Source organism: Solitalea agri, assembly GCF_023914155.1.
Classification (GTDB): Bacteria; Bacteroidota; Bacteroidia; order Sphingobacteriales; family Sphingobacteriaceae; genus Solitalea; species Solitalea agri.
In genome coordinates this window covers 14,286-29,643 of sequence record NZ_JAMWYS010000006.1, presented here as the reverse complement: position 1 = coordinate 29,643, position 15,358 = coordinate 14,286, and the positions used below count along the sequence as shown (strand labels likewise).

The following is a 15,358-nucleotide window of genomic DNA, read 5'->3' as shown; positions in this document are numbered from 1 at the left end:
GGCCTTTGTTATTTATTTTCTTCTTAAATCATAAATTCTTAGAATGGTGCAAAGTCATCACCTTCCAAATCATTCATTTTTGAAGGACGAATCATAAAGTTTTGCGGGCGTTCATCATCAAAGCCTGATGAAGGTGATAGTCCGGCTGCCGCACTTAAATTGGAAGCGTCAAATCCACTAAAATCAAAATTATCAGGTTCTAAATCCTGGTATTTGATGTATTTACCAACGAATTTCAATGGAACGTTTTCCAATGAACCGTTACGGTGTTTTGCAATGATTACTTCGGCAACACCTGCGGTTGAACGACCACTTTCGTCTTGTGTAAAACCATAGTATTCTGGACGGTAAAGGAACATTACCATGTCGGCATCCTGCTCAATTGAACCTGACTCACGCAAATCGGAAAGCATTGGTTTTTTATCACCACCACGGGTTTCTACCGCACGACTCAACTGGGAAAGGGCTATAACCGGCACATTCAATTCTTTGGCGATACCTTTTAAAGCACGCGAAATTCCACTGATCTCCTGCTCACGGTTTCCTTTTGCATCTCCAGAACCATGCATCAGCTGAAGGTAATCGATTACGATCATCTCAATGCCGTACTGTTGTTTCATACGACGAACTTTGGCACGAAGCTCAAATACGTTTAAGGCAGGGGTGTCATCAATGTAAATTGGTGCTTCTGAAAGTTTACCGACTTTTGAATGCAACTGTTGCCATTCATGAGGTGCCAGATTTCCCTTTTTAAGCTTCTCAGCTTCAATTTCTGCTTCGCCGGCAATCAAACGGTTCACTAACTGAACAGAAGACATCTCAAGTGAGAAAACAGCCACCGGGAAATTAAAGCCAACAGCAGCGTTTCTAACGGCACTTAAAATAAATGCGGTTTTACCCATGGCAGGACGAGCGGCAACAATTACCAAATCGGATTTCTGCCACCCAGAGGTAACCCTGTCCAAGGCTGTAAAGCCAGATGGAACACCCGTTAAGCCATCGGTCTTGTCTTTCAGCTTTTCAATTTCCAGAACCGCTTTCTTCACCAAGTCCGACATATTTTCTGCATTTCGGCGTAGATTTCCTTCAGTGATCTTAAACAAACCACTTTCAGCCTTATCTAAAAGTTCGAAAATATCAGTGGTATCTTCATACGCCATGTTTACAGTCTCCGTGGAGATTTCTATTAATTGGCGCTGAAGGTATTTTTGGGCAACAATACGTGCGTGAAATTCAATATTAGCGGCAGAAGCTACACGATTGGTTAGCTCGGTAATGAAAAATGCACCACCAACCATCTCTAAATCACCACTTTTTCGTAATTGATTGGTTACAGTGAGAATATCTACAGGCGAGGACTCGCTATAAAGATCCATTACTGCCTTAAAGATCTTTTGATGGGCATCTTTATAGAAAATTTCAGGACGAAGAAACTCAATTACGGAAGTTAAAGCATTTTTTTCGATCATTATGGATCCTAAAACAGCTTCTTCCAACTCAACAGCTTGTGGCTGCAGTTTACCACCTATTAAATTGGATGGTAATTTACGTGCAACACCGCGCCTGTCGGATTTTGCTCTTGAATTTCCGCTTGTTTCGAAATTATCTGAACTCATATTAGTTTAGCAGGTAGTTTTTAGTTTCGGCGACAAATATATTTACTTATATCATAGCCTCCGTTTCTACTTATAAACAGCCAAATTAGATATATTAAATCTACCTGAAAACTAGCGACATACATATTGGTACTTATTAACACTAAATGTTGGTAAGTGCGAATTCGATTAACAAAAATGTTTATTAGAGCTTAACTACCAACATTTTGGGTGATTAAAAATCGATGTGGATAATTATTTTTTTGTGGAAAACGCTCAAGGCAAGAAGGGCTGAACTTAAAATTGTTTAAAATTTAAATGACAGATTTTCAGAGATTAAAATAATTGATTTGTAGTTTTGCGGTTCTATGAGAGATTTTGGCACGCCTAAAAAAGAAAGTAACGAATTAGTATTTGGTATACGTGCTGTAATTGAGGCAATTACAGCTGGAAAAGAAATCGAAAGTCTTTTTATTCAGAAAGGACTTACCGGAAATCTATATGCTGAACTTCGTTTGGTAATTGGTGAGTATGATACTCCATTCCAATTTGTTCCTATTGAAAAGTTAAATCGGTTAACTACAAAGAACCATCAAGGAGCAGTTGCATTTATATCACCGATCAGTTATCATAAGACCGATCAAATAGTACCTGAAATCTATGCAGCTGGCAAGACACCGTTGCTTTTGGTTTTAGACAGGGTTACTGATGTTCGAAACTTCGGAGCCATTGTTCGAACAGCTGAATGTATGGGCGTTGATGCGGTAATTGTTCCAGCCAGAGGATCGGCGCAGGTAAATCCGGATGCAATTAAAACTTCTGCAGGTGCTTTATTTAGAGTTCCTATTTGTCGGGAAATGAAACTAAAAGAAACACTGGAGTTTTTAAAAGATTCAGGTGTGCAGTTGGTGGCATGTACCGAGAAAACAGATAATTTATTAGCTGATGTTGACTATACCGGCCCAACAGCTATTATTATGGGTTCCGAAGAGGATGGTATATCTCCTGAATATATGAAATTTTGCGATGCCAGAGCTAAAATTCCAATGTTTGGTGATATAGCTTCATTAAATGTTTCGGTTTCTGCTGGAGTTATCCTATATGAGGCCATAAGACAACGTAAAGTGTGATACAGAAAATATTTATACTTAAAAAGCCATTTGGTGTTATTCCAAATGGCTTTTTTAATATTTTATGAATTAGTGCTTCCCTTTTCCTTTCCCTTTTCCTTTACCGTTTCCTCTATCATCATCTCCGCCTTGGTCATTATCATTATAGCTATTCATCTTTTTCGCTTGTCCCGGCGGAATTTTTTTGTACTTCGCTTTATGGTCGGAATTGTATGCATAAACATTGTCTTCAGCATAGTCAATTCTTACTCGCTCGTTATTAGTAATTACGATTGTTGAAGGCAAAGTATTTACCCTAACCCAGGCACCCGCATTAAAATATACGTACTTGCCAAAAGTCACATCGAAATAAACGTTTGTTGAAGGATAGTAATAATAGTAAACGCGTTGCTTTTTCTTTACTCCCCAAGCTTTTGCATGTGGAGGAGGGCCATTTTTATGATGTTTTTCCTTCTCCACATATACAGTTTTGGTGCAGGAAAAAAGAAAAAGAGAACAAATAACTAATAGTAAGAGTTTTTTCATTTTATGATTTGTATTTGGTTTTGGCGCAAAATAGAGAGCAATTATGAAAAAAAGATGATTATGAGAAAACTCTTCATCGCTTTTCGGCATTAAAAAACCTATAAATCTAGTTTTTGCTTATACGAAAACCAGACTTATAGGTTCTAAATTATTGACTAAAAAAGTCTATTGTACGTATCCTAATAACTTAAGTACTTGTTTAGAATTTTGTTCTTCGCCAAATACTTCGTAGTTAAATGTTTCATCGCGGTTGCGACGAATTAAAATGTGCTTCGGTGTAGGCATTAAACAGTGGTGAATACCTCCATATCCGCTTAATACCTCCTGGTAGGCACCGGTATGGAAGAAACCAAGGTACTGCACTTTACGCGTTTTAGGCATATAAACCGAGTTCATATGAGCTTCCTGGTTATAATAATCCTGGCCATCACAAGTTATTCCGCCTAAATTCACTCGTTCATATTCTGCATCCCAGTTATTAATTGGTAATAGGATATACTTTTGATTCAGTGCCCACACATCAGGAAGGTTGGTGATAAAGCTGCCATCAAGCATCAGCCATTTTTCACGGTCGTTTTGTTGTTTACGGCCTAAAACTTTATAAATAATCCCTGATGCTTCAGCTACTGTATATTTTCCAAATTCAGTAACAATATCAGGTACTTCTACTTCGTGCTCTGCGCAAATTTCTTTGATACGACTAATGATCTCATTGGTCATGTATTCGTAATCGAAATCAAATACCAATGAATCTTTAAACGGAAAACCTCCGCCGATATCCAACATCGATAATGCCGGATTGATTTTTTTGAATTTACAATAAAGCGTTACGTGTTTCTCCAACTCATTCCAGTAATACGGTGAATCCTGAATGCCTGAATTAATGAAGAAATGCAGCATTTTAATATTGAAATTCGGGTTCTTCTCAACACGTTGATGATAAAAGTCAATCACATCTTCAGCACGAATACCTAAGCGGCTGGTATAAAACTGCGAGTCAGGTTGTTCCTCTGTGGCAATACGGATACCCAGGTTGCATTCTTCTTCCAATTCGTCATCGTAAAAGAAAAACTCTTCTTTATTATCTAAAACGGGCATGATGTTTTTGAAACCATCATGGATCATATCGCAGATATATTGTTTGTACTGCGAGGTTTTATAACCGTTACAGATCACATATACATCTTTGCTAACAATACCTCTCTTTTCCAATGAATCAATCATTGGCATGTCAAATGCCGAAGATGTTTCAAGGTGGATATCGTTTTTGAGAGCTTCCTCTACAACATGACGAAAGTGCGAGCTTTTGGTACAGTAGCAATAAATATATTTACCTCTGTAGTTATTATTGATGATCGCCTTTTGAAATAATAGTTTGGCTTGTTGAATTTTCTTTGAGATTAATGGTACATACGTAAATCGTAAGGGAGTGCCGTATGTTTCAATTAATTCCATAAGGTTGATATCATTAAAGAATAATTCGTCCTCAATAACGTCAAATCCGTCTTGGGGAAAACCAACACTTAAGTCAAGAAATTCCTGGTAGCTTTGCATCTATTTTAATTTTTTGCAAAAATGTAATTTTTGGAGTAAAAAAATTAAGTAAAAGTCAGTTTTTTTTTACTTAGGAACATTTTCAAAAGAAACTGACTTTTTTATCAAAAACTAAAATTTGTATTCACCTGTATTTCAGTACTGTTAGGTACAAAAAATAGAAAAAGGAAATTTCTCAAAAGAACTTTAAAAATAGCGTGATTTTATAGGGATAAATGAACTTCGGCTATCATACACCTTGCACTGCCTCCACCATTGGCTTCAATTGTATAAATTGGAGCATAAACAATCTTACTGTATTTGCTCAATTTTTCAATTTGTGATGCAGCCAAAGATTTGTAAGCTTGTTCAGACATTACCAATAGACTTTCTCCCTTATCATTTTGCAATTCGAGCATATTTCCGGCAAACTCATTCATTTGCTCCAGGGTAATTTCAATGATTTCTTTACCGGATGCATTTAATGAGCTAGCCACCATTTCCCGTTCATCATCATCCGGAATAGAGTTTAAACAAACTACTGCATAACCACTACCAATGCACATCATTACGTTAGTATGGTAAATGGCTTTCCCCGATTTATCAACCGCATCAAATGCAACAAACTCATAGTCCATTTGCTTGCAAAAATCTTCCAGAACTGTCATGTTGGTACGTGGTGATAAACAGGCGTATGCTACACGATCAACACGATCGAGAACCATACTGCCAGTTCCTTCCAGAAACAAATTTTCAGATTCGTAATGACTTAGGTCGATGGTTCTTTTTAACTCAAACCCTTTCATTTTTAACAATTCAGGAATATCGCTACGACGCTCTAAGCGACGATTTTCAGCCTGCATTGGGTATAAACAAATGGTACCGTCGTTATGAAAAGAGATCCAGTTGTTGGGAAAAATTGAATCAGGAGTATGTGGAGCATCTGTGTCTTCAACAACGGTAACATCCACACCGTTTTCAGTTAAAATATCAACGAAGTTGTCGAATTCCTGCTGTGCTTTTTCCTGTGTTTCTTCGTTTTGTGCATTTGGGTTTTGAAAAGCATTGTTCACCGCTGTTTCGGCGTTAAAGCCAAACCTAACAGGGCGAATCATTAAAATATGATTGGTAGTTTGCATGTTGTAGGTATTAATTGGTTGATGAAATCGAAACTGAGAATGATGACTTTCATACTAGGGCATCATTCTCAATTTAGTGGTTATTATACGTTATCTCTTAAGATCGGCATGCTCATGCAATGAAAACCTCCGCGTGCACGAGAAAGCTCAGCAGAAGGCATTAAAATAATGGTATTTGCGATGGTTTCAGTATTGATCTCACCACTTTCTAATTGCTGCACTAAGTCATGCGCATGAATTGCCGAAAATCCATTTTCTTTAAATGCCTCTACAGTTTTATCATTTCGGTCGTAGCCTAGAACAACTCCTTCTTTGATACACACTAAGTTACATGAATCTGTCCACTGTTCGCGTGCATCATATGGAAATTTATTATTACCTGAATAGATAAACTTGGTCTCTTCTGTACTTCCCAAATCATTGCGACTAATATCATCTAACAAGTCTTCCAGGTATTCGAAATAAGTAGGCTCCAGTGGATTTTCAATTTTAAACTGAATGATCTGCGTTTTGTCTTCCTTACGGATGTCTTTCATCTCTTCAATGATCTCCGTAACCCGAACGTTTATAGCATCCGATTTTCTGCCCAATGATCCAAGCAACACCCAAACGTTTCGCTTCACTTGAGTGAAAACCGTGTCTATGTGCATAAAGTCACGTTTCTTAGGGATCTTAACCACGGTTACCTTTTTAACTACTTCTTTTTTAAACAAGGTTTTAACAACCTGGTTACAAGCATATAAAGTAGTACGCTCGCTGCAGCCAATAACTAAGTGATCTTTACTAACCACCATCACATCGCCGCCTTCTAGTGTTATCTTTCTATCCTGATTTTCTTCATCAGGTAATAAGAAATGGTGAACATGTTCAGGAATCTCAATAATGTTGTTGCGGTAGTCAGCAAAAACCTCATGATTAAAGAAGATATATTTTGATAAAACTGATTCACGGGCACGAGCCTGCTTAGCCGCTTTATTCAATAAGATGAAATTATTGATAGTAATTCCAATATCGCGGGTAAAGATAAAGTTCGGGATAGGGGCGAAGATCATTCGTTCTTCGTCAATTGAACCACAAATAAGGGTTTTTGCCAATTGGGCTTCCGGTAAGGCAATGAGTTCACTTTGTAACTCGTAAGTGCAATTTTCTATAGCACATACCGAAGCAACAATTTTAAGCTTTATGTCTTTGTTTTTAAGAATATCTTTCAACAGAACCTGCAATTCAATTACTTTATCAGAGTTGTGAAAATCAGGACTGTCGGGTTTAAAAAAGCCACGGTTTGATGACTCTGCATCAATTTGGGCAAGTTTTCCTTTGATTTTCCCTGGATCAAGGAAATACAACAAAATTTTAACGTAATAATCGTACTCTTTTCTACGGATGGTATCCAGGTGAACAATGTCTTCGAATAACCAATCTTGTGCTTTTGAAGGTACAACTTTTCCCAATCCGCTATCAGGACTGTGAATCAACAAACGGCGGAGTGTGCCAATTTCGGAGGTTACATTTATTTTGTTTTCTACATTATTAAACGTCATAAAAGTTTAGTTTGAACTACAAATCTATAGCAAAAAAGAACATAAAAAAGCCCCTGTGGGTCTGTAAGGGGCATTTTTAACTTGTTTTAAAGAGAGTATTTGGTCTGTTTTCTGAGTTTAAATGATTTAAACTCTGTTTTCACTGAAAGAAAGCATTTGTAAAAAAAATGTTTTTTTAGTTTAAAGTTTGAGTTTTTACCCTAAAAGGAGTGAGCGATTTTCAGAAAAGGGCTTTATTGAAAATCACATCGTCAAAAGTTCAGGGGATTTAATATTTTTGGCCCATGGAATTTATTATTCAAAAAACGTTAGAAGCTGTTCAAACACTCTACAATCAAACCTTAACTTCTTCTGACATCACTCTACAAGAAACACGTAAAGAATTTGAAGGCGATGTAACTGTTGTTGTTTTTCCTTTTACTCGTTTTTCGAAAAAATCTCCTGATGTTACCGCTCAGGAAATTGGTGAATTCTTAAAACAAAATGTTACCGAGATAGCCGATTTCAATGTAATAAAAGGCTTTTTAAATATTGTTATCGATGATTCTTATTGGATCAATCGATATAAAACTAATGCCTCAACTTCAAACTTTGGATTTAGTGCCCCTAATGGAAAAAAAGTAATGGTTGAGTATTCATCACCCAATACCAATAAACCTTTACATCTTGGTCACGTTCGTAATAACCTTTTGGGATATTCGGTAGCACAAATTATTGGGGCAGCAGGCTATGAAGTGATCAAAACGAATCTGGTGAACGATAGAGGTATTCATATCTGTAAATCAATGCTGGCTTGGCAAAAGTTTGGTAATGGCGAAACTCCTGAATCTAGCGGGTTAAAAGGCGATCATTTGGTTGGAAAGTATTATGTGATTTTCGACAAAGAATACAAGAAACAGATTGATGAATTAAAAGCTCAGGGTTTAGCTGAAGAAGAAGCTAAAAAACAAGCTCCTCTAATCATTGAATCGCAGCAAATGCTTCAGAAATGGGAAGAAGGAGATAGGGAGGTTATCGAGCTTTGGAAAATGATGAACAGCTGGGTTTATGCAGGTTTTAATGTTACCTACACTAACCTGGGTGTTAATTTCGATAAATATTACTACGAGTCGAATACCTATTTGCTAGGAAAAGATATTATCGAAGAAGGTCTTGCTAAGGGAGTGTTTTTCCGTAAACCGGATAGCTCTGTTTGGATCGATCTTACAGCTGATGGCTTGGACGAGAAACTGGTTTTACGTTCAGATGGAACCTCGGTTTATATGACCCAGGATTTAGGAACTGCAGAGTTAAAGCACGATGATTTTCAAATGGATAAGTCGGTTTATGTGGTTGGTAATGAGCAGGATTATCATTTTAAAGTTTTATTCCTGATTCTGGAGAAATTGGGAAAAAGCTGGGCAAAAGGACTTTATCATTTATCCTACGGAATGGTTGATTTACCAAGCGGCAAAATGAAATCGCGCGAGGGAACAGTTGTTGATGCCGACGATTTGCTTGATGAAATGATCGATACCGCTCGTCAGCATACTGAAGATTTGGGTAAAGTGGATGATTTTACAGAAGAAGAAAAAGTAGAATTGTTCCGTAAAATTGGCTTAGGTGCCTTAAAGTATCACTTGCTAAAAGTTGACCCTAAAAAACGCCTGATGTTCGACCCAAATGAGTCAATTGATTTTCAGGGGCACACCGGACCGTTTATTCAATATACCTATGCTCGTATTAAATCAGTAATTCGTAAAAGTGAACAGGCCGATTTTGCCGGAATAGTTCCTGAAACCATCAATAAAGATGAGCGTGAACTGATTCAACAACTAGATAAGTTCCCGACTATTATTGCTGACGCTGCCGAAAATTATAACCCGGCATCGGTAGCTAATTACTTATACGAGTTGGCTAAAGGCTACAATAAATTTTATCACGATAATCCGATATTGAAAAATGAAGATGAACAGCTGAAGAAATTCCGTTTGGCCTTATCATCGTTAACAGCGGATGTATTAAATCGAGGAACCTCATTGTTAGGAATAGAAGTTCCTGAAAGAATGTAGTTTTCAATTGAGATATTCTTGCAACACCGATTCGTCGTTAAGATGGATCGGTGTTTTTTGTTTTAAGTACTAATCTTAATCATTATGTTAGTAGCCTGAAACAATAATATATATTGCTGCGTAAAATGAATTTTGGCTGTAATTTTTCTACTTATGATTGAAGCATTAATTTTTATCCTTCTGCTGGTTATTTTGGTTGTGGTAATACAGCAAAAGAACGATTTAAATCAAAAAACATCTCACTTAAGCTATAAAATAGATCAACTTTCAGAGCTAATTAATAGTCAAACTATTAAAGTTGAATCTAAAGGAGAACAGTTAAGTGACTCTGCAAAAGATATAAAACCGGATGTGGTTAGTCCAACAGTTAAGCCGGAAGTTGAGCCCTCACCTGAAAAAGATGAGATCTATGCTGAGCGATTATTCTTCCCAGAAGAAAGTGCACTCTTAACCTTATCTGATTCCATTGGTACAGGTTACAAACCTGAATCATCATCACTTTCAGCGGATGATTTATCAGCTTCTTTCGTTAACAGTCATTACGAAGACCCTTCACAGAAAAAATCATTCCTTGAACGGAATCCGGATCTTGAAAAATACATCGGTGAAAACCTCTTTAATAAAATTGGGATTGCCATATTGGTATTGGGGATGGGCTTTTTCCTTAAATACGCTATCGACAAAAACTGGATCAATGAAATAGGCAGAACATTTATTGGTATTGTGACGGGTGGTGCACTAATAACAATTGCGCACAGAATGCGTAAATCATTTGCCGCGTTCAGTTCGGTTTTAGTTGGTGGTGGTATTGCCATACTTTATTTTACTATTACCATAGCCTTTCAGCAATATCAGCTTTTCAGCCAAACAATTGCATTTATTATCATGGTATTGATAACCGGTTTTGCTGTGTTGTTGTCAATAAGTTATGATCGAAAAGAGCTTGCCATTCTGGCTATTTTGGGTGGTTTTACTTCGCCATTAATGATTAGCACCGGTGAGGGTAATTACATCGTACTGTTCTCTTATATCCTAATTTTAAACATCGGTATGCTGGTGTTGGCTTACTTTAAAAAGTGGAATATATTAAACATTATCTGCTATGTATTTACCGTAATAATGTTTGGGGTTTGGCTTTCAACTAAAGTAATTAGGGTTGAAAGTGATGCTAAAAATGTCCCTTATGCCGGCGCTCTACTATTTGCAACCTTATTCTATTTTGTTTTCTTTTTGATGAACATTATCAACAATATAAAAGAGAAAACAAGGTTTAATGCAGCTGAAATAAGTATTTTATTAAGTAATACCTTCTTTTATTTTTCGGCCGGAATGCTGGTACTTAACAGCATGAAAGCAGATGCCTACCAAGGTCTTTTTACTGCATTATTAGCCGTATTTAATTTAGTATTTGCTTATGTATTATATAAAAATGAGCGGGTTGATAAGAATTTGATCTACCTGTTGATCGGCTTGGTGTTAACTTTCTGCAGTTTAGTTGCACCAATACAATTACATGGCAACTACATTACTCTATTCTGGGCAGCAGAGGCAGTTTTATTACTCTGGTTATCTCAAAAATCGGGCATTGTGTATATAAGAATTGCATCCGTAATTGTAATGATGCTGATGTTCGTCAGCTTAGGAATGGATTGGTTCACTATCTACAATACTGACTCAATCTACCTAACTTCCCTTAAGTTTTTAAGGCCGTTTAGTAACAATGGTTTCATAACCGGTGTGGCTGCAATTGTTTCAGTTTATACAACGCTTAAGTTGTTAAAAAATGATGAACCTGAAAGTCATTTAGTAAATGGTATTAAGATTGAATCTTACAAAGCTGTATTGTCGGTAATTTCAGTTTTACTGATCTATATATTATTCCGATTGGAGATCAACTACCAGGCTGCTTATTACTTTAACGATGAGTTGTTCATAATAGTTGGTTGCTATAACTATGTGTTCATTGCTATTCTTTTGTACTTTGCTGTAAGAGCAAAAGAGAAGTTTTCTCTGTTTGCAACACAAATTTTAGGTATAATAGGATTAATTAACCTAATTGCTTACCCTGCTTTTTATAATGATCAGCTTATTACACTTCGTTTGCAAAACATGAGCAATGGATTTTCAACGTTCGATGTCTTATTGCATTTTGGGCTGGTGGCTTTGTTCTTTGTTACTTTGTTTCAGGTTTACAGACTTGTTAAGATACTTTCAAATGAAAAGTTGTTGCGTATTTTTCAGTGGTCTGCCGCTATTTGTATGATCTTCATTTTAAGTTCGGAACTTGATCATGTTGTTGCCGCTGTATACGGAAATCCTGAAACCTATGCCGATATCTTAACGGAAGTAACACATAAAACAGGCTATGCAATTTTGTGGGGAGTTTTTGCATTTATCCTTATCTATTTAGGAATGCATTGGAAATCCAAAAATGTACGTATTATCTCACTGTCGGTATTCGCGGTTACTTTGATTAAGCTTTTTGCTTTTGATTTACGAGGATTATCTGAAGGTGGTAAAATTGCTGCATTCCTTTCATTGGGAGCATTACTACTTGTAATATCTTTTATGTATCAGCGATTAAAAAGGATCCTTTTGTCAGATGAATCCCAGGAAAATAATAATGATGAAAATGGGGAGGTTCAAATTGAATCCTAATGGCCAGTTTTTTTTGTGGAGAAGGAGCTATTTACTATTTCTTTTTTGCGTGCTGTGTTCAACGGTATCAATTGCACAATCTTTTGAGTGGAAAGGTTCTTTAAAACCTGTCGATAAAAATGGATTTTACGAGATTTTGCTTTCGCCCGAAATCATTGCGAAAGCAAAAAGCCCTGATCTTTTCGACATACGATTAACAGAAGGGGAGAAGGAAGTTTCCTATGTTTTGCGTACTAAACCACTTGCATACGACGAAACTAAACTAACGCCGTTTAATAGTATTCAAAAAACAGAAACTCCAAAGCAGTTTACATCAGTAATATTTGCGAATGAAAATGCCGCTAAGCTGGATGAATTCAGCATTGTGGTAAACAATACTTCAGTACTGAAAGTCGCATCAATAAGTGGCAGTAATGATAAAACACAATGGTATAGCGTAAATAATTCGATCAGCCTTGATCCGCAGGAAGCATCTTTTACTAAATCAGGAACGGAACTGATTTACACGATCGCGGTTCCAACCACTAATTACCAGTTTTATAAATTGGAGATTAATGATTCATTAAGTGCTCCATTGTTTATTAAAAATATTGGAAGATTTAATACTTCGATAATCAATAATTCGGATTACGACCAGGTTCCATCTCCGGTAATAACTAAAGTAAAGAGTTCCAACAGCCATCAAACAGTTCTACGACTAACTTTTAAAGAACCTTTTCTTATAAGGAAGTTGTTATTTGATGTTGCTGCACCTAAATTTTTTAAAAGAGAAGCTATTTTGGCTTTGAAAAATGATAAAGTTCATCGACATAAAAAGCAATCAACAATTGAATACCTACCTGTAAGCTCATTTTCTTTAGTTTCTGGTGCAATACAAGAAGTTACTTTAGATAAACCTGTTAAAGAAAGCTCAGTGTACTTAGTTATTGAAAATGAAGATAATCAGCCTTTAGCTTTTAAACAGATAGAAGCCTTTCAACAGCGATATTATTTAACTGCTTACCTGGAAAAGGATAAAAATTATAACTTGAATTTCGGCAATCCCACTATTAATTCAGCGCCTCAATATGATCTCAGCTATTTTACTGATAAAATCAACGGTAATCTGCCTGCATTAAAGGTAGATGAAATTAAGCCGATTGAAAAAGCAGCTGAAACAAAGGAATCTGTTTTCTTTACCAGTAAAAACTGGATTTGGACCGGTTTGATTCTATTAGTAGGAATCTTGGTCTTGATTTCTTTTAAAATGATCAGGGAGATGAAGGATAAATAAAAAAAATCGGCTAAGAGAATACTCAAAGCCGATCCAAAATCGATATATGAAAAATGAAGATTAAATAGCTGGTTGCAAACGATTTGCGTTTGCTTTACTTTCGGCAATTTCAGCCTCTAGTTCACTTACAAACTCATCAATTTGCTCTTGCGTTACACCAGGCATACAAATGATGTGACTTTTGCCATTCTCTGTCGCTATTTGCCACTTCTGACGAAGTTTATAAGAAGGCTGCGGAAATACCACTGTTAGTGCATCCGGATTTCTCCAGGCTTCAACACCAATAGAGTTTAATTTATCGACCGTATAATTGGCCATTGCTAAGCTTGCCAAGGCGCGTTGGGTAAGTCCATTTTTACCCATTTTTTTAATGGCATACCACATAAAAATGGGGCTGTGTCCGTTACGACTTCCAGTAATTGTAGTGTCAACAGTTCCGATATAAGGAATAGTGCGACCGATACGTTCTTTATAATTCTTTTTCACCAACACTAATCCGCAAGGAATAGGAGAACCAATAAATTTATGACCACTGATGGCAATACTATCTGCACCGTAGGTAAAATCAAACCCCGGATTTAATTTTAATAAAGCACTATAAGTACCTGACAATGCTGCATCACAATGGATGTAATAGTTCTTTATGGCGAGGTCTCTTAATATTTTTTGAATTTGCCCTAAATCATCCTTCGCTTCGGTCATAGTGGTTCCAATATTGGCTAACATAATAACCGGCTGATCACGGTGCATTTGCAACATCTGACGTAAGTCCTCATAGTCCATTTCACCATTTTCCTGCGTGCGAATAACAATGCTTCTTAAGTTCAGCAGCTGAATATTTTTTTGAACGCTATAGTGGGTTGATTCAGAATAATAAACAATTCCATTTGGATAAAGCTCACGAGCAACGTACAAGCCATACAGATTTCCTTCTGAGCCTCCATTAGTAACATAGCCCCACCAATTGTTCGAAGGTGCATTAAACAACTCTGCAAAGAATTCAAGAACTTCTTGCTCTAATGAACGGGAATTTAAATCATATGTTGATTCCACCTGAGGATCGCCAACGTTGTTCAATGGAAGTTCAAGTAGAGGATATAATTCAGAGTAATCAAAGTCGCGGGCAATAGGATAGCCTATAAAATGCTTTCCTCGCTCAACGGCTTTTTGCATGTAATCATGCAAGCGGGTGCGATCTGATGGGTGTAAGTTATTCATAATCATTTAGGTTAATCTTCTGCAAAAATACAGTGATATAAAAAATGCTCCTATGAAATTTATATAATCAGTAAATATTTCTGTTTGGCTAATTTTATTAGAAAATATTATTGAACTTTGAGGTGTTTTGGGGCCTTAACAGGAAAAAAGATTATGGAAAAGCTTGATTCAATTGACATTCGCATTTTAAATCTACTTCAAAAGGATTCTTCGCTAGGCGTAAAAGACGTTTCGTCGGCCATAGGTTTAAGTGTTTCACCTACATATGAGCGAATTAGCAGGTTAAAGCGAGACGGTTTTATAGAGAAATATGTAGCTATAGTTAACCGGGAAAAAATAGGTAAACACTTGTTAGTATTATGTACGGTTACTTTAAAGCAGCAATCAATGGAAACGCTGGTGAGTTTTGAACAAACCATAAAAACCTTTAAAGAGGTATTAGAAGTATTGTGTTTAGCGGGTAACCATGATTATTTATTGAAGATCGCAGTAAAAGATGTAAATGATTATCATGCATTTGTGGTAAACAAATTGTCGCAAATTCCAAATATTGCAAACTTGCAAAGTAGTTTTGTTTTAAAAGAAATTAAGAACGAAACAGCGATGGAAATTATTTAAACTTCAATTGTGCAATAACCTCTTTATCCTTTGCAGGTTTAAATTTACAGTAGCAAAATGCTTTGGTTTGTATTTCA

11 protein-coding genes are annotated in these 15,358 nt (G+C 36.5%); 5 read left to right on the top strand and 6 right to left on the bottom strand.

The genetic code is table 11. From position 1 onward, the window contains the following. Positions 1–38 precede the first annotated feature (38 nt). Positions 39–1,616 (bottom strand): replicative DNA helicase, encoded by a 1,578-nt coding sequence (gene dnaB / locus NF867_RS01475; protein ID WP_252585769.1) that lies wholly within the window; start codon positions 1,614–1,616, stop codon positions 39–41. Positions 1,617–1,963: 347 nt separating this feature from the next. On the opposite strand from dnaB, the gene rlmB reads away from it, so the two are divergent. Beyond that, entirely contained in the window at positions 1,964–2,725 is a 762-nt protein-coding gene (gene rlmB / locus NF867_RS01470) for a 23S rRNA (guanosine(2251)-2'-O)-methyltransferase RlmB (RefSeq protein WP_252585768.1), read from the top strand. Positions 2,726–2,794: 69 nt separating this feature from the next. On the opposite strand, the gene NF867_RS01465 is transcribed toward rlmB, so the two are convergent. From NF867_RS01465 to NF867_RS01450, 4 genes are all read right to left on the bottom strand, one after another. Beyond that, entirely contained in the window at positions 2,795–3,250 is a 456-nt protein-coding gene (locus NF867_RS01465; RefSeq protein WP_252585767.1) for a hypothetical protein, read from the bottom strand. A 165-nt stretch (positions 3,251–3,415) separates the two neighbouring features. Continuing rightward, positions 3,416–4,804 carry a type III PLP-dependent enzyme domain-containing protein gene (locus NF867_RS01460; protein WP_252585766.1) on the bottom strand — a complete coding sequence of 463 codons (1,389 nt, stop codon included), beginning with the start codon at positions 4,802–4,804 and terminating at the stop codon, positions 3,416–3,418. A gap of 203 nt (positions 4,805–5,007) precedes the next feature. Then, complete coding sequence (ctlX, locus tag NF867_RS01455) at positions 5,008–5,922, bottom strand: citrulline utilization hydrolase CtlX (RefSeq protein WP_252585765.1); 915 nt, start codon at positions 5,920–5,922, stop codon at positions 5,008–5,010. A gap of 83 nt (positions 5,923–6,005) precedes the next feature. Next, positions 6,006–7,463: an arginine deiminase family protein gene (locus NF867_RS01450; protein ID WP_252585764.1), complete on the bottom strand. Its 1,458-nt coding sequence runs from the start codon at positions 7,461–7,463 to the stop codon at positions 6,006–6,008. Between the two features lie 284 nt (positions 7,464–7,747). Here NF867_RS01450 and argS point away from each other — a divergent pair, with 284 nt between their 5' ends. From argS to NF867_RS01435, 3 genes are all read left to right on the top strand, one after another. Then, complete coding sequence (gene argS / locus NF867_RS01445) at positions 7,748–9,514, top strand: arginine--tRNA ligase (protein WP_252585763.1); 1,767 nt, start codon at positions 7,748–7,750, stop codon at positions 9,512–9,514. Positions 9,515–9,667: 153 nt separating this feature from the next. Next, complete coding sequence (locus NF867_RS01440) at positions 9,668–12,172, top strand: DUF2339 domain-containing protein (protein ID WP_252585762.1); 2,505 nt, start codon at positions 9,668–9,670, stop codon at positions 12,170–12,172. Then, complete coding sequence (locus tag NF867_RS01435; protein ID WP_252585761.1) at positions 12,147–13,445, top strand: hypothetical protein; 1,299 nt, start codon at positions 12,147–12,149, stop codon at positions 13,443–13,445. Before NF867_RS01440 ends, NF867_RS01435 begins: the two co-directional genes overlap by 26 nt. A gap of 60 nt (positions 13,446–13,505) precedes the next feature. Here NF867_RS01435 and NF867_RS01430 read toward each other — a convergent pair whose 3' ends face one another. Beyond that, complete coding sequence (locus tag NF867_RS01430; RefSeq protein WP_252585760.1) at positions 13,506–14,663, bottom strand: histidine decarboxylase; 1,158 nt, start codon at positions 14,661–14,663, stop codon at positions 13,506–13,508. A 153-nt stretch (positions 14,664–14,816) separates the two neighbouring features. On the opposite strand from NF867_RS01430, the gene NF867_RS01425 reads away from it, so the two are divergent. Further along, positions 14,817–15,281: an Lrp/AsnC family transcriptional regulator gene (locus NF867_RS01425; protein WP_252585759.1), complete on the top strand. Its 465-nt coding sequence runs from the start codon at positions 14,817–14,819 to the stop codon at positions 15,279–15,281. The last annotated feature ends 77 nt before the right edge of the window (positions 15,282–15,358 follow it).

Coding starts and splice junctions, on each gene's coding strand:
- dnaB (WP_252585769.1), bottom strand. CDS start 1,616: ATGAGTTCAGATAATTTCGAAACAAGCGGAAATTCAAGAGCAAAATCC.
- NF867_RS01440 (WP_252585762.1), top strand. CDS start 9,668: ATGATTGAAGCATTAATTTTTATCCTTCTGCTGGTTATTTTGGTTGTG.
- NF867_RS01460 (WP_252585766.1), bottom strand. CDS start 4,804: ATGCAAAGCTACCAGGAATTTCTTGACTTAAGTGTTGGTTTTCCCCAA.
- NF867_RS01425 (WP_252585759.1), top strand. CDS start 14,817: ATGGAAAAGCTTGATTCAATTGACATTCGCATTTTAAATCTACTTCAA.
- NF867_RS01430 (WP_252585760.1), bottom strand. CDS start 14,663: ATGAATAACTTACACCCATCAGATCGCACCCGCTTGCATGATTACATG.
- NF867_RS01465 (WP_252585767.1), bottom strand. CDS start 3,250: ATGAAAAAACTCTTACTATTAGTTATTTGTTCTCTTTTTCTTTTTTCC.
- NF867_RS01435 (WP_252585761.1), top strand. CDS start 12,147: ATGGGGAGGTTCAAATTGAATCCTAATGGCCAGTTTTTTTTGTGGAGA.
- ctlX (WP_252585765.1), bottom strand. CDS start 5,922: ATGCAAACTACCAATCATATTTTAATGATTCGCCCTGTTAGGTTTGGC.
- NF867_RS01450 (WP_252585764.1), bottom strand. CDS start 7,463: ATGACGTTTAATAATGTAGAAAACAAAATAAATGTAACCTCCGAAATT.
- argS (WP_252585763.1), top strand. CDS start 7,748: ATGGAATTTATTATTCAAAAAACGTTAGAAGCTGTTCAAACACTCTAC.
- rlmB (WP_252585768.1), top strand. CDS start 1,964: ATGAGAGATTTTGGCACGCCTAAAAAAGAAAGTAACGAATTAGTATTT.